General features: G+C 61.6%; 19 protein-coding genes. 10 read left to right on the plus strand and 9 right to left on the minus strand.

Annotation, left to right across the window (positions count from 1 at the left end; genetic code table 11):
* Positions 1-432: 432 nt before the first annotated feature.
* On the plus strand, positions 433-558 hold the full coding sequence (locus tag V5E97_RS06180) for a hypothetical protein (RefSeq protein ID WP_406698428.1): 126 nt from the start codon (positions 433-435) through the stop codon (positions 556-558).
* Between the two features lie 238 nt (positions 559-796).
* Here the strand turns inward: V5E97_RS06180 and V5E97_RS06185 are convergent, their stop codons facing one another.
* Positions 797-2,140, minus strand: coding sequence for an SGNH/GDSL hydrolase family protein (locus V5E97_RS06185; RefSeq protein ID WP_406698429.1), 1,344 nt, complete (start codon positions 2,138-2,140; stop codon positions 797-799).
* A 537-nt stretch (positions 2,141-2,677) separates the two neighbouring features.
* Positions 2,678-3,136 (minus strand): hypothetical protein, encoded by a 459-nt coding sequence (locus V5E97_RS06190; RefSeq protein ID WP_406698430.1) that lies wholly within the window; start codon positions 3,134-3,136, stop codon positions 2,678-2,680.
* 140 nt (positions 3,137-3,276) lie between these two features.
* Here V5E97_RS06190 and V5E97_RS06195 point away from each other — a divergent pair, with 140 nt between their 5' ends.
* On the plus strand, positions 3,277-3,837 hold the full coding sequence (locus tag V5E97_RS06195) for a hypothetical protein (protein ID WP_406698431.1): 561 nt from the start codon (positions 3,277-3,279) through the stop codon (positions 3,835-3,837).
* Positions 3,838-3,938: 101 nt separating this feature from the next.
* Here the strand turns inward: V5E97_RS06195 and V5E97_RS06200 are convergent, their stop codons facing one another.
* Together V5E97_RS06200 and V5E97_RS06205 are read right to left on the minus strand one after the other, a co-directional pair.
* Complete coding sequence (locus V5E97_RS06200) at positions 3,939-4,562, minus strand: hypothetical protein (protein ID WP_406698432.1); 624 nt, start codon at positions 4,560-4,562, stop codon at positions 3,939-3,941.
* Complete coding sequence (locus tag V5E97_RS06205) at positions 4,562-4,891, minus strand: PadR family transcriptional regulator (protein WP_406698434.1); 330 nt, start codon at positions 4,889-4,891, stop codon at positions 4,562-4,564. Before V5E97_RS06205 ends, V5E97_RS06200 begins: the two co-directional genes overlap by 1 nt.
* A 238-nt stretch (positions 4,892-5,129) precedes the next feature.
* On the opposite strand from V5E97_RS06205, the gene V5E97_RS06210 reads away from it, so the two are divergent.
* Complete coding sequence (locus V5E97_RS06210) at positions 5,130-5,366, plus strand: hypothetical protein (RefSeq protein WP_406698435.1); 237 nt, start codon at positions 5,130-5,132, stop codon at positions 5,364-5,366.
* 252 nt (positions 5,367-5,618) lie between these two features.
* On the opposite strand, the gene V5E97_RS06215 is transcribed toward V5E97_RS06210, so the two are convergent.
* Positions 5,619-7,388, minus strand: a complete 1,770-nt coding sequence (locus tag V5E97_RS06215; RefSeq protein WP_406698436.1) for a protein kinase domain-containing protein — start codon at positions 7,386-7,388, stop codon at positions 5,619-5,621.
* A gap of 1,598 nt (positions 7,389-8,986) precedes the next feature.
* Here V5E97_RS06215 and V5E97_RS06220 point away from each other — a divergent pair.
* Positions 8,987-11,059, plus strand: coding sequence for an FG-GAP-like repeat-containing protein (locus V5E97_RS06220; RefSeq protein WP_406698437.1), 2,073 nt, complete (start codon positions 8,987-8,989; stop codon positions 11,057-11,059).
* Positions 11,060-11,405: 346 nt separating this feature from the next.
* Here V5E97_RS06220 and V5E97_RS06225 read toward each other — a convergent pair whose 3' ends face one another.
* A complete protein-coding gene (locus V5E97_RS06225; protein WP_406698438.1) occupies positions 11,406-11,951 on the minus strand; it encodes a hypothetical protein in 546 nt (181 codons plus the stop codon).
* Between the two features lie 716 nt (positions 11,952-12,667).
* On the opposite strand from V5E97_RS06225, the gene V5E97_RS06230 reads away from it, so the two are divergent.
* Entirely contained in the window at positions 12,668-12,979 is a 312-nt protein-coding gene (locus V5E97_RS06230) for a hypothetical protein (protein ID WP_406698439.1), read from the plus strand.
* 196 nt (positions 12,980-13,175) lie between these two features.
* Here the strand turns inward: V5E97_RS06230 and V5E97_RS06235 are convergent, their stop codons facing one another.
* Together V5E97_RS06235 and V5E97_RS06240 are read right to left on the minus strand one after the other, a co-directional pair.
* Positions 13,176-13,883: a hypothetical protein gene (locus V5E97_RS06235; protein WP_406698441.1), complete on the minus strand. Its 708-nt coding sequence runs from the start codon at positions 13,881-13,883 to the stop codon at positions 13,176-13,178.
* A gap of 225 nt (positions 13,884-14,108) precedes the next feature.
* Positions 14,109-14,561 (minus strand): hypothetical protein, encoded by a 453-nt coding sequence (locus V5E97_RS06240; RefSeq protein WP_406698442.1) that lies wholly within the window; start codon positions 14,559-14,561, stop codon positions 14,109-14,111.
* A gap of 605 nt (positions 14,562-15,166) precedes the next feature.
* Here V5E97_RS06240 and V5E97_RS06245 point away from each other — a divergent pair.
* The 4 genes from V5E97_RS06245 to V5E97_RS06260 all read left to right on the plus strand — a co-directional run bounded on the left by V5E97_RS06245 (position 15,167) and on the right by V5E97_RS06260 (position 20,277).
* Positions 15,167-17,467, plus strand: a complete 2,301-nt coding sequence (locus V5E97_RS06245; protein WP_406698444.1) for a CHAT domain-containing protein — start codon at positions 15,167-15,169, stop codon at positions 17,465-17,467.
* A gap of 503 nt (positions 17,468-17,970) precedes the next feature.
* Entirely contained in the window at positions 17,971-18,705 is a 735-nt protein-coding gene (locus V5E97_RS06250; RefSeq protein WP_406698445.1) for a hypothetical protein, read from the plus strand.
* Positions 18,706-18,796: 91 nt separating this feature from the next.
* Positions 18,797-19,969 (plus strand): TIGR03067 domain-containing protein, encoded by a 1,173-nt coding sequence (locus tag V5E97_RS06255; protein WP_406698446.1) that lies wholly within the window; start codon positions 18,797-18,799, stop codon positions 19,967-19,969.
* Between the two features lie 38 nt (positions 19,970-20,007).
* Positions 20,008-20,277, plus strand: coding sequence for a hypothetical protein (locus tag V5E97_RS06260; RefSeq protein ID WP_406698447.1), 270 nt, complete (start codon positions 20,008-20,010; stop codon positions 20,275-20,277).
* A gap of 231 nt (positions 20,278-20,508) precedes the next feature.
* On the opposite strand, the gene V5E97_RS06265 is transcribed toward V5E97_RS06260, so the two are convergent.
* Positions 20,509-23,202 (minus strand): hypothetical protein, encoded by a 2,694-nt coding sequence (locus tag V5E97_RS06265; RefSeq protein ID WP_406698449.1) that lies wholly within the window; start codon positions 23,200-23,202, stop codon positions 20,509-20,511.
* 189 nt (positions 23,203-23,391) lie between these two features.
* Here V5E97_RS06265 and V5E97_RS06270 point away from each other — a divergent pair, with 189 nt between their 5' ends.
* A complete protein-coding gene (locus V5E97_RS06270) occupies positions 23,392-24,417 on the plus strand; it encodes an RNA ligase (ATP) (protein WP_406698450.1) in 1,026 nt (341 codons plus the stop codon).
* Positions 24,418-24,451 lie beyond the last annotated feature (34 nt).

Consider the following 24,451-nt stretch of genomic DNA (forward strand, 5'->3'; position numbering starts at 1 on the left):
ATCCGGTCCGTCACCGCCGTCGAGCCGATCCCGAACACCGACGCAGCTGCGGAACGCATCGAGTCGCTCATGGAAAAGTGAGATGTACTGACGAATGGGTGGCTTGGACACCGTACGCTCCAGGACACCGTACGCTCCGGATTGACGGCCTTTGCAACAACATGGCAGTGTCAGATAGAGTCGACGTTCAATCAGGCGGATGGGTCCGTTGAACCGTACGATAGTCGGCGGAGGAGTCTGAATGGTGTGGGAGGCGATCCAGTAGCTTTGGCGAGCCGTCGGCGTTGACCACCGCCTAGGCGTGACCGTACTAGAAATTGTGCCCTTCGAGATGAGGAACCGCGTGCATTCTACTCCCGGTTGGGCTGCTTGCCTGCATTCACGAGGCGAGAGTGGCTTCTCGACCTTTGGCCGCTTAGCCAAGTCAGGCCGATGACGTCCTTCATGGAGAAGATGGCAGGCACCCCGGCCTTCCACGGCGTCACCTCGCTGCCGGACGCTGGCTCGTGCTACGCGTTCGCGCATCAATCGATGTGGGTCCACCTCTACGCAATGTGATTGTCGCCCGACCCTTCCCCTGCGTGTGAGGTAGTCCGGCCCACAGGAGCTGGTGACCACTGGTCGTTGTACCCGGGATCGGTTGCGAGTTCTTACGCGACTACGCAGGCAAGCTGGCACAGGAGCTTTCCGCCGAGCGAAGGCACGCCGACTCAAGCGACACGCCACGCACACCGGAACAAGTGTCGATTCGACGAACGAGCTAAGGGGCATGCAGGGATCGCGTTCGCGAATCTTCTCAATGTGCCGCTGAGACGAATGTCTGGTCATAGGCAGCGAGGAGCCGATCGGCGATGGCCTGCTGCCCCTTCATGTTGGGGTGGAACGCGCCAATTACGCTGGATTCATACTTCAGTGACTCGCCGACGCTTCGGAACCAGGAATCGGTCGAAGAATAACCATGCGTTAGGAACGAGGCATCCAAGCTTCCGACCGCCGTCCAGCCATTGGCCGCCGCCGCCGTCTCGACGTTCTGATTCAAAGGCATGCGGATGTTCTGGTCTGCGAATTGGACATTCTCCTTGCTGATGGCATCAAGGCCCATCAGATCGATCGGAGCATATTGCCCTTTCTGATTCCGGGTCAGGTCGGGATAGTCCGTGATCAAGACGTTGCCGGGGTTGAGACCCTTTATCGCCCGGCCGAGTGACGCGTATTTCTGGGGGAGAGTCGCCAGGTCGGTATTCACCCGAGTCTGAATCTCGCTCAAGGTCGTGCCACCGAGGATCGAATTGGAGGCCAATTCCTTGAGCCTCGTCGAGAAACCGATGTCATTCCCGCCGATCGAGACGGTCAGGACGTCAATCGGCTGCGAGCCGACAATATCCTTAACCTGCTCGATTTGTCCGGGAAGGATGTAGTCGTCATCGACACGGCTGGTCATCGGCCCGAGTAACCCCTCGTCGATGGTCGCTCCGGAATTGGCCACAGAGACGAACGTGACCGCCTCGTGAGGATTGTTCTTCTGCAGTTTCAGCGCGAATTGCGCCGGGGCAGCCAGGGTCGAGCGGTGGCCTTGGGCATTCTGGAGATTCATGGCTGGGTCGGGAGAATAGGCCCATTTCGGCGATCTGAGGAAATAGCGGCCATCGACGACCGGATTCCCCTCTCCTGAGGCGTATGAATCGCCGATCGCGACGATCAGAACATTGTTGATCGTAATGTCCTGAGATGCGACCAACGAGTCTTTAGACCCGCGTACGCCGTTCACAGTAAGCTGAACGCTATAAGGGCCTTCGGGTAGGGATACGCTCGATTTCTTCCCCTGTACGCTGGCAATCACCTGGCCCGACTCGCTGATGGCCCAGTTAAAAGTTGATCTCGGCCGGAGGCCTGGAGTCTTCGTCGCGTCGAGCAGGACCTTGTAACCGCCCTCAGGACTGACGTAGGCCGGAGTATTGGGGAGGCTAGGGGCATTGCCATGTGCCGGATCGAGAACGATCCGTGGGGCCATTTTCCACGAGATTACAGCCGTAGAACTGAGGAGCGCACGCGATTCCAGGATTTCGACGGAGAACGCCCGGCGACGCTTTGGGGCCGAAGATCGAAGGAGGTTCGACATTTCCGTCAGAAATCGGGACATGGCGCGGTCTCGAGGGCCTTGGCGGAGTGACAAAACCGCTGGACCGGTCGGAGCTTTTCGGCCTGAGCTGAAGCCCGATCCGAAGCAGTTCGGTCGAATCGCGGACACTGATTCTTCGGATCGCGCGGACCTTGCGGATTAGGAAACTTTATAAACCCAGGGTCCGCTTGAGAGCATGCAACAATGCTCCATGGCGATCTCTTGCCCCCGACCGAACACTTGGCCATCGCCTCCGCCACGCCGCTCCCACCGACGGTAAGCCTCGAATCGATTCTGGTCCAACTTTGGCACATCCACAGCTTGTCCCCCCGTTGAACGGAGCAAGCCTCGAGCAATTTCACCTACCAATGATTGCTTGCAACCACTCTTCTGCTGTTTGCCTCGATGCGAGCGGCCGAAGTAGTTACCTGCCCTTAGTCAGAAACCCTGAAGTTGAACGAACCCGACCCCGGCGGTCTAAGGCCCCGCCTCACTCCTTGCCCTGAAAAGGCAGCCACTGGCCGGAGAGCCGCTGATCTGACTTTTGCGTGGTACCATTCAAACCTCGGCATCAGGCCTCCAGCCATTCTCAATTCGATCAATTAGCATTTTGTAGTTCCAAATCCCGCGAAGCGACAAACCTCGCATGTTCTCCGGCAGCACGCCAATAGGCCACTCTTTAATCCCGTCCCAAAGCCACCAAACACCTACTTTGCCGGTTTTGGGATTTCGCACTCCATCCCGCATCAAGGGATGGGTTTTGAATTCGTCCCTTAAAGGCGCGTTGCATACGATTTCTGAGTATCCGCTAATGAGCAAGTCTTGATAAAACATGTATGTCTGGAAAATCTCCGGAAAATCGCCAACATTGGGAATACCCTGCTGAGGGGCGAAAAAACCATCCAGGATGCGCAGGAGGCAACCGAAGTTTTTGTGTATATGGGATACTTGCGCATAAGCATAACCTCGCCTGGCGGTAATCCGGACGACATCACCGGTCTTGGGTTTCTTAGCCATGGTTGTAAGCGTTCACGCCCTGGAAGATGCTAATTCTACTGGGGAAAACAAAAGGGTGGCATAGCGATTAACAACAGTTATTGTTAATCGATATGTCTCCCTGTTGCCCCTGCCTGGCGCGCTTTGCGGATGACTTCGTCATGGGCTTTGCCTGTGAGGACGACGCCCGACGGGTGCTGGCGATTCTTCCCAAGCGGTTCGCGAAATACGGCCTGACGATCCACCCCGACAAGACGCGGCTGGTGTCGTTCGAGCGGCCCAGCCGTCCCCCAAGGCGACCGACCGAGAAATGCCGTGAATCCCCTGGGGCCTTTGACCTGCTGGGATTCACGCACTTCTGGTCCTATTCGTTGAAGGGGAGCCCGGTGGTGAAGCGGAGGACGTCGCGGAGCCGATTCAGCCGGGGGTTGCGGTCGCTGAAGGAGTGGTTCCGGAAGCACCGGCACCTCGACATTGCGGCCCAGCACCAGACGCTCTGCCAGAATCTGACGGGCCACTTTGCGTACTACGGGATCACGGGCAACTCGGTTGCGCTGTCTCGATTCCGTCAGGCGGCGGTCCGCCTCTGGAGGCGGAGCCTGTCGCGGCAGCGCCGCGACGGCGCTATCGCTTGGAATCAGTTCAACCAGTTTCTGGAGCGTCATCCGCTCCCGCCTTCGGTTGCGATTCACTCAGTGTGTCGTCCCGTAGCGAGTTCATGACATGACGAGCCAGATGCGCGAAATGCGCACGTCTGGATCAGTAGGAGCCCGGGGAGAGTAATCTCCCTGAGCGCCCCGGCCCCTTTTTTGAGCTCGGCGTCTCATCCCACGAAGAGCAAGATGACCCCCCCCATGAGGGGGGCGACCAGGCCGATCGCTCCCCCGACGATCCCGACCGTGGACCAGTTCCCGCCCCGCCGCCAGAGGATCGACAGCACCAGGGTCGGCACCGATGCGCCCAGGACGAGGCATATCGCGACGAGCAGGCCGTACATGAGCACAGGACTTTCGGCACTGATGGCGAGGGCGTAGGCGGCCGGCCAGAGAACCACAAGAACGAGGATCACGAGGCCGATGATCCCGATCGCGGTCGCCCGCTTCCGTTCGACGGGCGTGACTGCGGGGGTGGCCGATCGCCTCGTTAGGGCAACGGCCGACGAGGGCATCAGGACCGCGGCCGCTTCGTAACCGCCTTCCTCGGGGATGTACGCCTCGGGAGGGTCGAGCTGCGTGAGTACGGTCAGCACGTCCTCGCGGTCCAGCTCGAAGCCCGGGCGTTCGCCCAGGAGGTCGAAGATCTGGCCCTCGACGTCGCGGGTCACCGCCAGGCGGTCGGCTCGCGGGAGCCGGCCGAGCAACATCCGGTCGATCGTGTCGAGCCTCGCGTCGACCAGCTTCTGCAGGGGCCTCGGCAGCCGCCCCGTGGTCATCGTCGTCACGCTCATCAGGTCGCTCCCTCCAGGAGCCGGGCCATCGACCCGGCCATCGCCGTCCAGCCCGCCGCCATGCGGACCATCCGCATGCGGCCCTCTTCCGTCAGCCGGTAGTATCTGCGCGGCGGTCCGGAGCGCGAAGCCTCCGACCGCACCGCGATCATCCCCTCGCCGGCAAGCCGGGTGAGGACGGGGTATACGGTGCTCTCGGTGAATTCGAGCCCGGGCAGCTCTCGGAGCTGCTCGACGATCCGATAGCCATAGGTCTCCCCGCGTTCGATCGCGGCCATGACCGCAAGCTCGACGACTCCGCGTCTCAGTTGGGCGTCCCATCCCCGCATCCGTGATCCTCACTCCGCCATCCAGGTACTACGCGGTGCATAGTACCGCACGTCCGATCGCTGTCAAGCCTCTTGATCGGGGCGACCGAGCCCCGCATGTGACCCTATCTCACATATCTGGGTACATAGGAGGGTCGCAAAGGGTACGGAGCGAATGATTTGTCTGATGTAACGTGCGCACACAGCAGAGTGCTAGCTTCCGATATTCGCTCCGTCCCCTTTGTGCCTCCTGACGGGGGTGACGCACACCAACGGCACGTTCGTCAACGAAAGCTTCGATTACGACGCCAACGGCAACCGGAACACAAGCGGCTACGCCACGGGAACCGGGAACCAGCAGACCTCCGACGGCACGTACACCTATGCGTACGACGACGAGGGGAACCTCGCATCCAAGACCGAGATCAGCAGCGGCGACCAGACTCTGTACACCTGGGATCAAGAACCCGGTGGCCAGGCACTTAGACAGGATTAAGCAGAGAATCTGTGCAATGAATTCGGGTCGATAATCAGACGATATTCTTCCCAAATGATCAAGCTTACCCTGCTGAGGTGCATGGCTACATTTGCACGTATTGTGTGGAAAGTGTCGATGGCATGGGCGGGAGAATAGCAGGTTGATCAGGAAGCGCAAGCGGAAGTTGCGCCCTGCCCCAATCCGTAGTAATCCTGGCGGATGCAGAGGGGCCGCGGGACCATCTGGGGATCCGGTTTCGCGTTAGTTCCATTAAGTTGCTCTGCGTCGCCTCAGAACGCTGTACAAAGTCCTCCGGAAATCGTCGGTCGTAAAAGGCACACGAAGAAACGCATCTGCGTAATCGAACGCGTAGTAGAAACAAACTCTCTCTGGTGCGGCTGGTCTGATGATGGGAATCATTCGTGTTGACTTGTCTGATTTAAGACGCCTGAAGAAGTCGCCCTCAGGGCTTCCGTCCGGTATCCCAATGCTGTATGGGACAACTAGGATCAGGTCGGGCCGGTGGCTAGCGGCCCAGAGCGCTGCCAGGTCCCAGAGATGGGATTCGTCCTTCCCCATGAGATCGATGCGGCCTGGTGCGAATGCCTCTTGTTTAGCTTGAGGTAAAAAATGTTCGCATAAACGAGCGAGCAATTCCCACCAAGAATTAGTCTCAGGGAGATCGGACATGATCAGGAGCTTCCGCACCGAGCCCAGGATCTCGGACACATCTTCTGGGTCCGTCTCGTAACGGAGATAACCAGGCGGCGTCCATCCCCATCCCGGCTGGCTGAGGGCCTTTCGTGTCTCCTTGCTCAGGAGGGGCATGAGCCGTTCTAAGGAGTCTTTCGGCTCGTCTCGGTCTGCCCGGCGTTTGGTGATCATCCCCATTATCAACCTGCTGAAATCCGGGGAGACGGTCGGATTGATAGACCTCGGCGAGCGGGGTGGGCCAGTATCCTCGAGGAGCCATCGCAGGATCGCAGCCCGCGTCTGTCCACGATGGGGACTCTGCCCCACGACCATCTCATACAGCGTCGCCCCGAGGCTGTAGAGATCGCTCCGGGCGTCAAGCTCGTCCAGCCTAAGCGCCTGCTCCGGGCTCATGTAGAAAGGCGTCCCGACGAGCATGCCGAATTCCTCTAACCGCCAGTCTTCCTTCAAAGTCAGGTGGACCAGTCCGAGGTCGGTCAATTTGACGGAACCGTCCTTGCCCAACATGATATTTGCGGGTTTGATATCGCGATGTACAAGGCTCCTGTCATTGAAGTACATGATCGCTTTGAGGCAAGAGAGCGCAACCCCAATCGCCTCCTCCTCGCCGAATACTCCCTTCCTGGCTAACCGATCGCGGACTGATTCACCCTCGACGTGCTCCATGGCGTAAAAGGGCCTGCCGTCGGCCCGTCCAATGTCGAACGCTCTCACAATGCAAGGGTGGGAAATCATCTCGACGAACTTCGCTTCGCGATCGAACCGGCTCTCCAGTTCCGCATCCCTTGTCGGGCGTGCGTGCGGGAACTTGATCGCGACAATCGTGTTACTGTTGACGTGGACTGCTTTGTACACGGACCCCATTGCCCCCCGACCGATCTTGTCGAGGATCCTGTATCCAGGAATCTCTAATCTGGACAAACCCGCGGAGGGACCTGAGGTTCGCTCCCGCCCCCCCCAGTTGGGACGGGAGACGGCGTGGTGGCTCACTGTCGCATCGCAGTCGAGGACCGGCGGTCTCCATTCGATTGTCCTGCCTACCGTGACGTTTAACAGGCTCACCGTCGGGTCGCCCTCCCCGTCCCGAAAGAAGATCGGTTCGTCGAATACGGAGTCGATCACTTCGGTCAAGCCGGGGAATCGGTTGCGATAGTCGATTGGGAGCGGGACATCACCCTGATTCACTCGGCATTCGATCTCGAAAGCGAGTAGATCTCGCAGCAATGTCCCGAGTTCTGACTCCTCAACCCCGGAAAGGTAGTCTTCCATTCGAGGCCTCTGGCCCATCCTCCATGCGTCTTTGAACCGCTCCAGATTCCGGACCATGAAGTCCTCCAGAAGTTGAGCGGGATTGGTGCTATGTCATGACGCCAGCGGTCACTGCCCGGGCTGAAAGTGTGACCCGATTCGGGCGAAACGCATCTAGAATTTAGGATACCGTAAATCGGTGATATTGGTAAGATGCGTTTGATTCAGATGCCCCTTCTCGATGGAACGGAGCCCGCCAGGATCAGCAGGAGGACGCGCGACGCTGCGGCGTCACGGGGTGGAGCATTTCCGCGAGATCGGCAAGAAAGGCTTCGAGTCGTTCACGGCGAGAAATTTCGCCGGGGACCGCCAGCAGGCGACCGACTGGCTCAGGACGCGGGCGCACGAACGCCGGATAAGGCAGTCATGGCCAGGGAGCCAGAGTAGCCAGTCACCTCAATGGCGAGGTCTGGGGAATGCAGTGATGATAGGTGCCTGGTCGCTGGCCCCGGTGGATTCTCCAGGTTCTCCATCTTGGTCTCTTTAGGTGCATGGCCAGCGATTCCGGTTCTATCACACCTCCTGCCGAGTGGGGCGGCATCCTTCAGGCTCATCCGGCGGAAGCGCGCCGCACCCACTCCGGCGACAGTCGTTCTGTTCGCCTGAACGGATAAGAGGGAAGGACAGGGGGCTGGGGCAGGGGGCTGGGGCCTCTGGTCCCGCCCTCGGGAGGGTTGAGCTTCACCCAACGACTCGCCTTCCCTGACGATCCTAGAGCGGTTTGCGGATGCGTTGCGCACGGTGGTTGGTCTCAAGACTCAGGAGCACGTGCGGAAACGGGGACTGGCTCCGGAGCGCAGCGGAGGTGCCTGTCCCCCTTTCCGCCGAGGCCGCCCGTGACGGCCCGGAAAATGGGGACAGGCACCCGGCCGCCAGGTCGTCCGGAAAAGCCGAGCATGGAGCGGGCCGGGAGCCAGTCCCCGTTTTCCTCCACCGTGCGCAATGCGATCGTAAACCGCTCTAAAGAGCAGCGCACGCGAAATCAGGATGAACCATTTTTCAAGATATTTGGCCGGCGGGCGCGCCGACCCGGATTGACTCAGGTGGTGCTGGGGGCGGTGGTCCCCGGGTGGACAGGGATGACCTGCACGAGGGCGTAACTCGGCATCTCGAATTCCAAAACGGTCCACGTTTGCAACTTGCATCTACGGGCGCAGGCCGCCGGCGTCACGTCGAGTGGGCTCGTCGCTCCTCTCCACCCAGTGACTTACATGCGCGGCGGCCTGCTCCGGGGACAGGCCGGACGTGATTGAACCGGACAGCCGCCCTCGGGAGCGACCTTGTACGGAACGACCGACGAGTCGTCAACGCGGACTATTACATGTGCGACTTTGTCGTGTATTAGAGAGCTGCATGCAAATCGCTTGTCACCGCAAACGAGGCTGGCGGCTCGAGCGAAACTCCCCGCGGAGAGATTGACGACGCTCCACGGGACCCACTCCGCGTCTTCGCCCGGCGGTGAAACGTCGGGCGCCCGACCAGGCGGCACCGCCTGCCCGAGCCTCGTGTTTCTGCGCCCCCGACGTGGGGGGCGTTCGTTCTTTATTTTACTTTCTCGGAGGGGTCATCTCATGGCACTGTCCAGGTTGCATTGCTTGCTGAAGAGGTCCCGGCCAATGTCGCGGTCGGCCCAGCAGCGCAGATTGACGCTGGAATTCCTGGAAGATCGTACCGTTCTCAGTTTTCTGCCCGTGGTCACTTCCCCGGTTGGCGCCCAACCCCGCGCGGTCACGGTGGCGGACTTCAACAACGACGGCAAGCCGGATCTCGCGGTCGTCAACATGGGACAGTCTTCTACCTTCCAGAGCAGCCTGAGTGTGCTGCTGGGGAACGGCAATGGTTCGTTCCAGCCGGCTGTCACCACCAACGTCCTCAACAGCGCCCTCGGCCAGGGAGTCGCCTCGTCGGTGGCGGTGGGCGACTTCAACGGCGACCACCTGCTCGACGTCGCCCTGAACACCTCTGGCAGTCCCGCGAACCCCGCGGTGGAAGTCATGCTGGGCAAAGGCGACGGCTCGTTCCAGCCGAACCACCAGATCCTCAGCGTCGGCCAGATCCCCCTCTCCGTGGCGGTCGGCGACTTCGACCGCAATGGCGCCCTCGACCTGGTGACGGCGAATAGCCAGGGCACCCTCAGCCTGCTGCTGGGCAAAGGCGACGGCACCTTCCGGCCCCGGGTCGACCTGACCGTCGGCGCGGTCCCGCGCGCGGTCGCGGTCGGTGACTTCAACGGTGACGGCCTGCTCGACGTGGCGACAGCGCAACAACTCAGCAACACCGTCAGTGTCCTGCTGGGTCACGGCGATGGCACGTTCGCGCGGCCCCAGAGCTTTGTGGCCAGCGGCCAGGACCTCACCTTCACGCCTTCGTCCCTTGCGGTGGGCGACGCCAATGGCGACGGCCGGTCCGACCTGGTGATCAACCTCATCGGTGGTGAGGATAGTGTCGTCTCTCAACTCGGCGTGCTGCTGGGTAACGGCGACGGTACCTTCCGGGCTCCCATCCTCCAGAGCCCCAGCACCGGCGGAGGCGGCGATGTGGCCCTGGGCGACTTCAATCACGACGGCCGACTGGACGCTGCCGTGGGGGGGGAGGCGGCCCTCCCGGACGGGCTGTCCGTGTTCAACGGAAACGGTGACGGTACGTTTGGGGCTCCGTTCCAGTCTCCGCTGAGATTCTCGACCGGCGGCAATGACCCCTTCGGCGTGTCTGCGGCCGACCTGAACGGCGACGGCCTCGTGGACCTGGTCGCGGCCAACACCTCCTCCAACACCGTCGGTGTGCTGTTGAACACATCTTCGCCGGTCATCGCCGCTGCGACGACGACGACGCTCGACACGTCGACCGCGACCGCCGTCTTCGGGCAGATCGAGTTGCTGACGGCCACCGTGAGCTCCCAGGCTGGCACGCCGATCGGCTTCGTCACCTTCCGCGACGGCAATACGGTCCTGGGCTTCGAGCCGGTTGACGCCACCGGCAAGGCCACGGTCCCGGTGTCGCTGGGCATCGGCACCCACGCGCTGACCGCCACTTTCTCGGGCGCCAACGGCTTCGCCGCTAGCGACTCGGCGGCCACGGCCGTCACCGTCAACCCCGCGGCGACCACGGTCGCCCTGCGGTCGTCAGTCAACCCGGCCGTCACCGGCCAGACGGTGACCTTCACCGCCACGGTGGCCGCCGTCGCCCCGGGGGGCGGAACGCCGACCGGCACGGTCACCTTCAAGGACGGCAACGTGGTTGTGGGGACCGTCGCCGTGGGGACCGGCGGCACGGCGACGTTCACGACCAGCTTCGCGGCCGCAGGCGGCCACGTCATCACCGCCGTCTACAGCGGCAACCCGATATTCGTGGCCAGCTCGCAGGCCCTCACCGAGCAGGTGAACGCACCGACCACCCATAAAGCGACGACGACGGCCCTGCTGGCGTCCGCCAACCCAGTCGTGGTGGGGCAGGCGGTCAAGTTCACGGCCACGGTCCGTGACCCCTCGGGAACCGGCACGCCGACGGGCACCGTCACGTTCTTCGTGGGCACCAAGGTGGTGGCGCGGGTGACGCTCGATGCCAACGGCCAGGCGAGCTTCACTCGCGTCTTCTCGCGCACGGGCCGGTTCACCATCCGGGCGGTCTACAGCGGCAACGCCACCTTCGACCCCAGCGAGAAGTCCCTCACGGAGCAGGTCAACTCGTGATGCGAGGGAAAATCAAGGGGGATATAGCGATCATTGATAATTGTCGATGATCGCTATATCCTGTTTTCGTGCCCCGCGCGGCATTTGCTCCGACGGCGGAAGGGACGCGGGGCTGCGAACAAGCAAGAGTAGCCAGGTACTTCAGTGGCGAGGTCTGGAAAACGCAGTGGAGATGGACGCCTGGTCGCTGGCCTGGACGGGCTCTCCAGGTTCTCCGTTTTACTATCTTTAGGTGCATGGCCACCGACCGGGCCCTTTGATTTCCGCCATCCTGTCCTCCCGGGTGCTCATTCACAGCCGGGCAGGTTTCTACGATGGCGAGTGGCAAAGGTTCATCAGACAGAGCCTAACCCGGGGCACCAATACCAGTCCCCCATGGCTTCGAGAACCATACGAGCAGCCTGACGAAGGGCGGTAGGACGGCAAGTCCCAGGGCAACAGTCGCGATCACGATCATCAACCAACTCAGACGGAACCGAGGACGCCGATGAAGTCGCGGGATCAACCACCCCGCCAGCGAGACTACGGCCAGCAGGACCGTGCTCGCCATCCACGCAAAGTAGCCACCGAATAAGAGCAAGTCCTCACGCCCGACCGGGCTCGTTTGCCCGGAAAACATGGGGATGAGCCACAGACAAGCGAAGGCGCCGGAGAGTCCCCCCGAGATCACCGCGCTGAGCCAGCGACCCGATCGCAAGCAGGCGAGTCCATGCCAGAAGAGCGGATTTGCAAACCAGTAGACGAGGAGGGGCGGGAAGACGAGAGAACCGCACAGCGACGCGAAGAAAGCGATGATCCCGGGGCATTGATAAGAGCCGACCGGCAGGCAAAATGAGATCAGATAGAGTCCGAGGAGGGACTTCCAACAGCGCCGGAGCCGATTCTGCCACATGGAATACCTCGGTCGTAGGAACGCATTGATTTCACACTCCTTGACCGTGGATCACCCGTGGATTTAACCGGAGGGCACGAGGGGCTAGAATCACTTCGGGCCGAGTCACCTGGAACGCCGGCGAACCGGCCCTGTCGATTGGTCCGAGACGAACCGCACGGCCGGCCCAAGCCCACCGGACCGGTCCTCACCGAATGCCGGTGAGCGAGAGTAGCCAGGCACCTCAATGGCGAGGTCTGGGAAATACAGTGATGATGGGTGCCTGGTCGCTGGCCTCAGTGGATTCCCCAGGTTCTGCATCTTGGCCTCTTTAGGTGCATGGCCATCGACGCCGGTACCCTCGACCGCCGTGCGGTGGTCGGCCCAAGTCCGCCACCCGCTACGGAGAGGCAAGAGAACCCGGATGGCCGCCCATTCCGACCCCGTCAGCTCATGGCCCGCCACGCCGGCCACATCCTCAGCCCGAGTCCGCCGCCCAACACTCGCGTTCAAGGCCTTGCCGGACAGGCGACGGGGACACCGCCCAGTCATCCCTCGACCCGAGCCCCTTCGTCGGCCCGGATGCTCCCCCCAACGGAATCACCGACCATCTGCTACTTCGACTGCGAGCAGATCGACATAGATATTTAATTCTGAAATTCCTGCGGTTTATCAACATGCAACACTGTCTTATTCGGTTTGTCGTTCATCAGAAGCTCCCGGGGATTTCCCGGCAAGTGGGCCTGTTCTCCGCGGCGGGCTATCTGCAGGACCAAGGCGAACTCGACCCACGCGATCGAGCACGGCTCGATAGGATACTTTCATGGTTTTCTGAAAATCTTTTTGCCCCTCCGGTAGATGAGATTCCGAGTCAGGCAATCTTCTGGTATCACCAAGACTCTCCAATGGTCAGGCCAATGTGGTCGCTCGCAAATGTTCTCAAAGAATATAATTTTTCGGTTGAACTTATCAAGACAAGTTTTGCCGGGCTCATTGTCTATAAAGACGAGCATCAGGTTGCCGCCATCCCGCGCGGGAGGAAAAGGTGAGCCGGGGCGAATGGCGCCGAGCGAACAAGCCGGCGGGGCAGTCCGGGGGCCGCAAAGGGGCCGGAGCGAATTATTTGTCTGATGTAGCATGCGGGCACAACAGAGTGCTAGCTTCCGAAATTCGCTCCGTCCCTTTTGTTCCTCCGTCCCCTTTGTTCCTCCCCATTCGCACCTACCCGTCGCCCTCTGCCTGGCATCACCGGAATCCGCCACCCATCATGCCCATCTGCTGAACCTGCTGCATCTGTTGCATCATGGGCAGCATCACCTGCTGTTCCTGATACAGCCGCTTATTGAGCTCCGCGACCTTCTCCTTGATCTTGTCGTAAGTCTTGCGCGCCGCGTCGGCCTTATCTCGTTGCGTTTCGTCGTTGCTCGCCGCGATATCAGCCGTGGCCAGAGCGGTCACGGCGTTGCCGAGGGGTTCCTGCAACAGATTGACCTGAGCCTGAAGGAGCTGGACCTCGATCTTTGCCTTCTCGTATCTTTCAACGGCATCCTGCTTGTTGTCGCCTTCGGTCGTCTGGCTAGCACGGGCAGCGGCTGGTGCCCGCCTCCCCGCCGTCCGCTTGTCCGTCATTTCGGCGGCTCGGGTAGTCATCGCGTCCTTCTTCTTGGCGATGAAGTCACGCAACATGGCGGTCTCTTCGGCAAACTGTTCTTTCTCCGCCTTTCCGCCGGGCACCGGCTTCATGCCCAGTCGTGCCTGGGCCAATAACGCCTCCTTCAGGACTGCCTTGTCGGCCTCCTGTTCCATCTGCAAGATTTCGAGATCGACGCTCTCGGCCGGTGTCATGGGGCGGGCGGCCACGCCGCCGCCAATCCCACCTCCCATGCCTCCGAACTGTGCTTTCGCCGGGGTGCAAAGGAGAACCAGAAGGGCAAACGTCGCGACGTGCTTCATGGGAGACTCCTGTTGGGGTTTGGGGATATCCCAATCTTACCAGGGCCAGAGGCTGGAGTCCTATGACCTTCGGTAGAGCGGAAAAATAAAGGAGGCATAGCGATTATCGACAAATGTCGATAATAAATATGTCAAGTTTTGTGCTGCTCAGAGCTGCCAAGCTGGATGCGCTGTTGCCTGATGGGTGACGCCCTGCTGGGGCTCTCCCCTGTTCTGGCCGAATCATCAGTCCGGATGCTTGTCGAGCCATCGGCACTCTGTGACCTCCGGGCTGGACGCGAGGGCCGAGTCAATCGCATCACACAGTTTGGCCTTCGCCACCCTGGCTCGCTTGCTCAAGAAGGCCAGAATTGGTCTCGGTTCAATGCCGATGATCCAAGTCCGGCGCTCCTGGAGGCCGGGCCAGATGTTGATCCAGAACCAGACGCCGTATGCTCGAACTCTGAACGTCCAGCCACCCCAATCTTCTTCCAGCGGTTCGACGCCAGGCGCCATTCCTTCGACCGCGAGCAACTTTGAGTGCAACCATTTCGCACAGTCTTCGCCCAGGAACCATTGACCAAGTTCGTCGTCTGGCTGGTCGTCGAGAAATAGCCCGGTGTTGAAGGTGACGAAGTTGCGTTCCATTGGTAAGCCCGACACATTGACGTTGCCGCGTTCGAGTGGGCCTGGGAGCATCTCACTCCTCTGTCCTGGCCGCCCAGGTGACGTGATCCGCTCGTTGCCGACCCAGCCACTCCTTTGCTCAGACTACTTTGATCCCCGGTTGCTATTCATCGCAAGCGGCTTGAATCTTCTTCCCGACAACCCCAGTCGCTACAACGATGGGCACAAAGTCGGCGATCCGGAAGTCTTCACCACGTGAATCCGGATCCCATCCAATAGACAGGGCGTGATGGATGATCGCCTCGACGTGGCGTGGAAATATGTCCGAGTAAACGACTGGAAAGAGGTGGTAACTCGCAGGGTCCGCCTCCGCGACCAACCGCGAGGTGCCCCCTTCCGTCGTGAAAGCCGTGATCCGCGTGGCTAACCCACCTCGGCTGGGGGGAACCCGGTGGCCAGGCACCTAGGCAGGGAAAAGCAGAGAATCTGGGCAATGCATTTGGGGCCGACAGTCAAACGACACTCTTCCCAAATGATCTAACTTGCCCTACTGAGGTGCATGGCCACATTCGCACGCGAAGGACTGTCGGCGACCTATCCTATCAAGGATGATGGGACTCCCTTCAGCGGGGCGATAGAGCGATGGGCATGGACGTGGCGGACGAGGGACGGCGGATATGATGCGTTTTGGTTCTGGCCTTGTGGCGGCGGTTCTTGTTTTTGCGGGCGCGAGTCGGGCGGCGTCACCGGCGGCCGGGGATCGGCCGCCATTCGAGGTGGCCGAGACGCCGGCGCGAGATGACCTGCGACGTCGCTTCGAGGAGACGGACGTTCTCCGGGACCTCCTTCCTCCCCAGGAGATGGTCGAAAAATACCGCGCCCTCATTGATGATGCCTTCAAGGAATACGGCTCCAATGCCTATGAGCCGTACGCGGTCCTGGACCGCCTGGCCGGCTATCTCGGCGATCTCACGCAATCGAGCGACACCACGTTCGCCAACAACATTCAGCCCGAGCCATTGCGACGATCCTTCGCGGAGTCCACGAAGACGACACGACGCGAGCTCATCGAGGCACTGCGCCGGTCGAAGCTGGCGGACTGGAGGAAACAGGGGGAAATCGCCAAGCATGAGGGCCTGATCGAACTCAAGGCCGGTGACATCACGAAGTCTCGACCGAAGTTCGACGAGGCGGCGAAGCGGCTTGGCGAGCATCCCAAGGCGTCCGCATTCTCGCTCGCCCGTGTCGTCCTGGCGCAAGCCGAGATCGCCTGCTTCCAGAAGCGCTGGGACGATGCCGAGGCGGCCTGCGACCGCCTGTTTCACCTGTTCCACGACATGGACGGCCGGTCGATGGACGTCCTCTCGCTTGACGTCCTTGCGAAGGCGGAAGGACAAGCGGCGTATCACCTGGCCTTCTCGCTCGCCCGGCGCCGGGAAGCGACGCGTCAGCAGATCGAGAAATATGCGGAGTGGGTCCTCAACACGAAAGTCTACCGCCGCGAGATGTTCGCCCGGCAGCTCGCCGCCCTCCGGGCCAGCGACCAGCCGGCGGTCGCCAAGGTGCGCGAGCAACTTTTCGACGCCTGGCGGCGTTTCGCCGTCCTCGCGGTCAAGCCGGTTCGGAACCCAGGCGACCCCGCAATCCAGCGTCGACGGGCTGACGCGGTTCTCGCCATGTTCGCCAAGGTGAAGACGATCGCACGGCAGGCGGCCCGCGTCACCGCAGGCACCGTTCAGGCCGAAGATTGGGTCTCCATCGACCGCGTTCGCGCGGCATTGCCGCCCGACTCCGTCCTGGTCGACTTCTACGGCTTCCTCGAGTACGACTTCGAGAAGCCCGCGGGCGTCATGGCCTGGAAGTCGAGTCGCGACATCGCCTTCATCATCCCTCCCTCTGGACGCGGTGAGGTCCGGATGGTCGACCTCGCCGATGGGGAGGAGACATGGCAGGCGGTTGATGCGTATGTGCGCACGCTCGGGCCGCCCGCAACGGATGATGCGGCCGCGCGACGCGAAGCTGAAGAGAAAGCGACGGAGGCCTCCGTCGATGTGAGCCGGATCCTCCTGCACCCCTTGCTTCCTTACATCAAGGACGCCAAGCGCTGGATCATCAGCCCTCACTCCCTCACATGGCTGATCCCCTGGGCCACGTTGGGTCTCGAGGACGGGGAACTCGTCGTCGACCACCACGCGACCTCGAACGTCTTGTCGGGCCGGCATGTCGCCCGGGGCGTTGTCGGTTCACCTCGGACACTGGCGGCCGGCGCTTCTCTCATCGTGGCCGACCCAGACTATGACCTTGGGCGGGCCAAGGGTGCCCGGAACGGTGTTTTCAGTCCCTTGCCCGAGACGGAGGCGGAGGCCAGAGCGATCGCCCCGCATCTTGAGGCCTACACTGGGACGGCCCCGCGCATCCTCCTGGGTGCCGAGGCTCGCGAGTCCGCCGCGCTCGCGCTGCCGCCCCCGCGCGTCCTGGTCGCCAGCACCCACGGCTACTACGGCACGCTGCCTGATGTTCCGCTTGGCGTACACAGTGCGATGCTGCGGTGTGGCCTCGCGTTCGCCGGAGCGAACGAGCGGCGCGAGCTCGACGATCGGCCCGGCGACGACGGCGTCGCGACCGGACTGGAGATCCTCGCCTCGGACTTCCGCGGAACCGAATTGGTGGTGCTCAGCGCCTGCGCGACTTCATACGGCGAGTTCCAGACGACGCAGGGACTGGTAGGCCTGAATCTGGCATTCCACCTCGCAGGAGCGAAAACCGTGATGGGGTCGCTCTGGCCGGTACCGATTGACGAGACCACCCAGTTGACCACCGAGTTTTTCTCGGAACTGGCACGCGGGACGCCAGCCGACGAATCCCTCCGGCGCTCGCAGGCGAAACTTGTCAAGGATCTCAAGAAGAAGGGGGGCGCCCCGCCGTGGTTCTGGGCGGCCTTCGTACTCAGCGGCGACGCGACCCGATCCGCGCGATGATCGGTCTGGCGCGACGGAGCACTCCAAACGAGGCGCCGGGGATTCTTGCCCGGCGCCTCGCTCCGTGCGGAATCCCTCCCACTGACATCGAACGAGGATGCCGGGGCCGTTCTCGAAGCAGGGCCTTGCGCAATCACAAATCCATCCTTGCGGAACCTCCCAGACCTCTTCTCACGTCAATCTTATAGATTGATCGGTCCATAAGGCTCGCAGGACGTTTCGAGGGTCACCCACCTGAGGCCGAGCTCGAACGAACACCAAACGCACGCGACAGAGCGAGGAGGATGTCTTCGCCGAGCTGGCTCGCGTCATCGGATGAGTTGGGCACCTATTTGAAGTGAATGTTGTGATCCTCAGGATTCTGGTATTGTGGCTCGCATGTTGATAATGCACGGAGTTCGCTCGATATCGCGATTGTTCTCACAACTCGCTGAGCGACCGTTGCGGCCGGATTTATTGCCTGGGGATTGTGGTGAAATTAAGAAATGTGAAGGATATGTATTTTGTCTTATCGAAATGGGCTGAGCCAGGGTGCGCGATCGGACACCGCCCAGCCGCGAACGGAGCCGGCTGATGGTGACGTGTTGGTGATCGAGGCAGACGCATACGACATGCGCGATGTTAATGACCCGTGCGAGTACGCGGTTCGAGGGCTCGGTTCCATCTTCCAGGTTCTGGCCGGGGTCACGGTCATACTCGGGCTCGTGATCGTCGCGCAGATGTTCGGCGGGGTAGGCAACTACGTGGTGGTCGTCTGGCTCGAAGGGATTGCACGCCAGATCTTTTCCGGTCCACAAGACACCGAGACCCGCCGACTCATTGTGATCGTGGGGTTGCCGGTGCTGCTCACGGTCCTCGGCGCATGGACGTTCTGGGGCGTTGGGCGAGGCTTGCGCCGGTATGCGCCAGTGGCGCGTTGGTTGGCGCTCGCCTTTCTGGTGCCTCCCTCGATTCCGCCCCTTGTGCTGTTTGTTCTGGCGGTTCAGGGGCGAGCGTACTGGATCGCGGCGGTGGCGTTGACGATTCACCTCATCCCGGTGAGTTTCGGCTTGCTGTTGGCAGCACCGGGGACCGATCGCCTCTTCAACCCGGAATCGCGCAGCTACAGCCGGAGCCACGTGCGTAGTTCGCCGCGACGGAGGTGGGTGTTGAGCCCAGGAGTTTTCCTCGCTGTCAAGCTCGCCGTGATCTTGTTATCGCTGATGATCGTGCTGAGTGGTCTTTGTCTGATGAGTTAGCGGCGTTCGTGACCCGCGAGTGAGGAGTTCTCTCATTCTGTATTCTAGCGCCTGGTTACGCGGGCCCTGGTTCATCAATGGGTGGCGACCGATGAAGCACGTCAGCCGATGGCTCGCGCGTTACCATCGTGGGGGCTTGATCGGCCTTGGGGCGACCGTCTTGCTCGCTGTGTCTTATTTTATCGCAGTGGCGTTGCACCAAGCCGCGATCGAGGAGGTCGACGCCGCCAAGCGGCACATCGCCCAGTCCGATTGGATCGCTGCGATTCGTTGCCTCGACACCGCGCTCTGGGAGGACAGATTCCTGTCGCCCGAGGTTTATTTACTGCGCGGGACCGCAATCAACGAGTCCATCAACGTGGATGGGAAGTGGCCTTTCGGGCACTCGCGGGAAGACTCCCTGACCGATGTCGAACGATACTTGCGGTATCGGCCGGCATCCGGAGAAGCCCATTATCAACGGGGGTGTATACTCGTCGGTCTGGCGAAGAAGAGTGAGGCCCGAGAGGCCTTCGCGGAAGCCATTCGCCTGCTTCCCGATCCGACGAAGGCCTTGTTCGAACGCTCGTTCCTGTCTCACTACTGGTTCTCCGACCGCGCAACCGCGATCAAGGAGATCACTTCCGCCATCGAGCGTCAGCCCCTTGTCGCCGAGTACTACGACCAACGAGCGTGCTATCGGTTGGCTGCTCTCGATCGCCGGGGCGCGAGCCTCGACCGAGCCAAAGCGGCTCGGTTGCGCGCGAACCCGAACCGCGTCACGGTCCAGGACCTCGAAGTGCTCGAACGTGAACGGCGAGACCAACCCGTCACCGCTCCTCAGGACGCGACCGCCGTCATCGCCGAACTCTCGCGGTTTCGCGGAGGGTGGAGGGGCCTCGCCACGGAGTCCCAAGGGAAAATGCAGGATGTGAGCAAACGTTTATACGTTTACGCGTTTGACGACGATCGCTATTCCGTCTTTGTGGACGACTGGAGCCAACCCGAGGAATCGTTTCGGCTCGACCCGTCGCATGAACGTGCTTGGATCGACCTGGTCCGCACGGTTGAGGACAGGACGGTCACTCTCTTGGGAATATACGAGTTCCATCTCGGCAGGCTTCGGCTCTGCATCGCTGATGAAGGCGAGCCCCGACCCAAGGAGTTCGCTACCGAGGATCTCGTGAGGGGTAGCCTCCTCACATTCCGCTCCATGGCAGGACGGATCGCTCGACCTCCTCTCCCGGGTGGTGGCGACAACCCCGGAAACGCATGGGCCCGATGATTGTGAATGTATCGAATGGTGTTCTGGAGGCACCGACGATGAGGCGTTTGCGTCCGCGGTTCACGATCCCCACTCTGATGATCGTCGTGGCGATCTCCGCGATTGTCATGAACTGGTTTCGCCCGATTAGCCGGACCGAGGCGGAGAAGATCGCAGAGGCAAAGTTCCTGAAGATCCCTCACGCCAGTCGGTGGGTCGGACGCTATGGAGTCGACACACGCCACGGGAAGTCGGAGCGATACGTGGACGGCTGGAGCGTTGTTTTATCGGACCCGAGGACGGATTTCCTCTCATGCAAATGTTCCTAACACCGAATGGCAAGACGCGGGCGATCGATTTCGCCCCTGGCAAGTTCAACGAATGAGCCTCTACGGGTTCATCTGTTGAGCGAGCAGGGGGGGTATCCCCGCGCGAAAGGTTGGGGTGGGTTTCTCAGCGGGTACAGCGACCGAGCATCAACGAAATCACGGTCAGCCGGGACCACAGCCATACCCAAACGGGAATCTGTAATTTGTTGTTGTGTGATTGAATGTTGTGATTCACGGTTTTGATGGATTCGAGGTCGTCAACAGATAGTACAGAGTTTTCGGCTTGAGTCGAAACCCATCACCACGACCCGTCACCTCGCGTGCCATCCCATTGGAGTCGAGGGGGCTGACGTGGAGATCCTTCGCGTCGGGGCGATGGAATGCGACGTTGCCGGCGATTTCACGGACGAGCCACGGGTCGGTCCCCAAGCTCACGATCCGTTTCGTACCATCGGCTACTGGCACGGTCTGGAAGCCCGTGGGCTTTTCCTCCGACATCACTTGCAGGAGGATCTGCTTCGATCTGACGAGCGGCGCCTCGTCGAGCGATACTGCGACGATATGGCCGAGCTCCAGGGGCGACTCGATCGTCAAGTCGGCCAACCGCACGCGGCCGGCCTTTCGGAGGTTGCCGCTCAGACCCTGGGCGGAGGGGGCGTTGATTCGGAGGATTCCCTGGCCGTAGTCGAGTCGAAGCTGGCCGTGGGTGGCCGTCACCACCTGCGCGTCGCGCTGGACGAACGGGGCGAGGTTTTTCAGGTTCACATGTCCCGGTTTGTCGGTGAAGTCGACCGTGACTCGGCCCGCGAAGTGGACGAGCGGATCGATCTCGGTTGTGGCGAGTCCCGCGGAATGGCCAGTCGCGTCCTTGCGGCGGAGGTCATCAAGCGCGGCCGTCTGGTGGAGGGGGGAACCCTTCAGGGACAACAGGTCCCCGAGATTCAGGTCGAGGCCGACCAGCACCGCCCCCGGCTCGACCAGTGCGTTGCGGTAGATCAACGCCGCGGCGGGGAACTGGCCCATCATGGCGGGAGACATCAGGGTCCAGGGCTGCGTGAAGTAACCCGGTTTGACCGCCCAGGTCGGACTGTCCTGGGCAAAGTGGACGATCGCGTCGCTGTCCTGGAGCGCTCCATAGGCTGCATAGAAGAGAGGGGCTTCGGATCGATACCGGTTCGGCCGGTTGAAGGTCGTCTCGGAGATCATCGACGGTTTGGAGCCGTATTGGGGATCGGACGCAGGGTGGGCGAATTCCTTCGGCTTCCCCGGTTGCTCGGGGTCAAACCGCAGGGCGCTTCGGTCGGCGTAAGTGTGGCCGTTGCGGATGGACCACTCGGAGTTCTCCCCTTTGGCCAGGCAGGAAAAGTATCCATGGCGGTCGATGAAGTCGGTTGATGTGTAGCTGTACTTCTCCAAAGGGCCAAGGATGGCCTGGCTCGCGGTCGTCCAGTTGGAGGCGGTGATCAACCCCCGGAAGCCGAGCGTGCGAAGCTCCTTGTAGGTTGCCTCATAGAAGCCGCGCTGGCTTTCCAGGAGGAAGCGGGCCGTGTCCTTGTCACGCGCCTTGCGTTCGTTGGCGATGTTCCAGAGTGGCCGGAAGGCGATCCGTCCTTCGTCCGGTCGGTCGCGGGGCAGCCGGACGCCCTCCCAGGCCGCCAGTGCCTGCTCGAGCGAGCCGTGCTTCCGCTTTAACCAGTCCCCGAACCGGCTCTCGAGGATTCGCAGTTCGGGGTCGGGGATATTTTGATCGGTGAACGTCCAAAAGAAGTACGAGTCTTCATTGAGGATTTCCGCCCCGAAGACCGCCGGTTCGTCGATCAGCCGCTTACCGGTTCTTGCGCTCGGGGTGGTGAGGAGCGCCTTCCACCAGTCGCGGTACTGCGCCTGGAAGTCGTCGTCGAAGAAGAGGGCGGCGAACGGCTTCTTCTGGCCGTCGTATCCCCGGAGGACCGGGTTATCGGGGTCGGGGCTCAACCACAGGGGGAAGTAAATAGAGAAGTGCGTGTAGATGCCCTCCTGCTTCATGGCCTCGACGATGTCTTGGGCGTGGGCGATCTCGTCGGATTTCAATGCGCCGGTCTTGCCGTCGAAGTAAGCGTGGTGGACCCGCACGAGATTCACGCCGTACTTGGCGAGCATGCGAGCCTCGCGACGCAGGTCGTCGTAGTGCTTGGACGCCGGACCGTTGACGGCCCAAAATCGCACGGGAACCTTGGTCTTCGAATGGATAAAATCATCGCCATTGACGCCAATGAACCCGCCATCGCCGGCCATCGATTCATTGAGCGTCCGCAGGTCAAACCCGGCGGGACTCGCCTGCGGGACCGCCGGCGGATCGAAAACGAACCACCCAGGATTCTCAGCCTCGGTTTTTGGGGTCCGGGAATGGGCCTCGCCGGGCTTGGCGGTGCCGCGGGGAGTGAACGGTTCATCGGCCAGGACGAAGCAGTCGAGAGCGCCATGATTGTTGTTGGCACTGTCCATCCGAAACTCGACGGTGTTCGCGCCTTGCTTCAGGCTGACGCGGCCGACGTTCAGCCAGGCAAGGAATCGAAGATCGACCTTGGCGTCCGCCGCGATGTTGAGGCGATCTTGAAGGCCTTTCTCAAGGTCGATGGCTTTCCAGGCCCCGCCGTTCAGCCGGTAGGATAACCGAGCCGCCGTGGGGTTGGCCCGCACCCAGAACTCGCGATTACCCGATCCAGTGATAAGCACGCGGTAGGATATCACGCCCGGCGACTCGCCCCAGTTCGTGATGAAGTCGCCGCCGGAGAGCTCCGCTTGCTTGACCTGATCGTACCAGAAGGGATGCCGCGTGACGGCTGCACGCTCGGGCCGCTCGCCCTCGACCCAGACGGAATCGGCGCGGGCCGGAAGTGCCGCGATCAGCACAAGGGCGAGGCAGGAACGGAAGCTCGCAGGCATGGCAAGATCCTTGAAGTAGGACGCGCGATCGGAGCTCGAGTTCCGAAGCCAGCCCCGTGAAAGTGCGGTCCGGCTCATGGCGGATTCTATTGTACGCGAGTGCACTCGGCCCCGGGAGCAGGCTCAATCCCCGTGAACCAAAGACCCGCTGAGCGTGTCGACATGAAAACGAAAGGATGGGAGGCAGCCATGCGCAAACTCGCCAGTATCCAGACCGTCAACGCCGTCGAGCCGATACCGAACGCCGACGCCATCGAGAAGATTCGCGTTCTCGGCTGGTGGGTCGTGGTGAAGAAGGGCGAACACCAGCCGGGCGATCAACTCGTCTACCTCGAGATCGATTCGCTCCTGCCCGAGCGGCCGGAGTTCGAGTTCCTCCGCGCCAGCAGCTTCAAGCCCGCCCAGACGGATGCCACCGGCGCCGTGACGCTCCCGGCCGGATTCCGAATCAAGACAGTCAGGCTTCGCGGCCAGGTGTCTCAGGGGATCTGCTTTCCGCTCACCATCTTGCCGCCCGGAGCTCCGGCCGACGAGGGGGCCGACGTCACCGACCTGCTCGGCATCCTGAAGTGGGAGCCGCCGCTGCCGGTCGGCATGGGTGGGAAGGTGAAGGGCCCGTTCGCCGGCTTCCTCCCGAAGACCGACGAGACCCGCGTTCAGGTGCTGGAGTCCGTGCTGGTCCGGCATCGCGGCAAGACGTTCTACGTGACGGAGAAGCTCGACGGCACGTCGTGCACGGCCTTCATCCGACAGGGGGAGTTCGGGATCTGTAGCCGAAACCTCTGGATGGACGAGGCCGACGAATCGAACGTGCTGGTACGGGTTGCAAAGGGCTTGCGGCTGGAAGAGAAGCTCCGGGCCGCCCGCGACCGGCTTGGTTTCGATCTGGCGATCCAGGCAGAGGTCATCGGGCCGGGTATCCAAAAGAACAAGTACACGCTGCCGGCCGTGACGCTCCGGGTGTTCAACGTCCTGAACGTGGATGCCTATCAACTCTTGGATCACGCCGTGTCCCTGACGCTTTGGAGGAGATCCAGCTCGAATCGGTGCCTCAGCTCGGAACCCTGGTGCTCGACCACTCCGTCGATCAGCTCGTGGCGGAAGCGGAGGGGACCAGCGTCCTCAACCCGAAGGTCCAGCGCGAAGGAGTGGTGCTCCGGCCGCTCGCGGAGGAATATGACGAGGACATCGGCGGCCGCCTCAGCTTCAAGGTGATTAACCCGAAGTTCCTCCTGAAGTACGACGAGTG

The organism is Singulisphaera photorubra (assembly GCF_045290345.1).
Taxonomy (GTDB): domain Bacteria; phylum Planctomycetota; class Planctomycetia; order Isosphaerales; family Isosphaeraceae; genus Singulisphaera.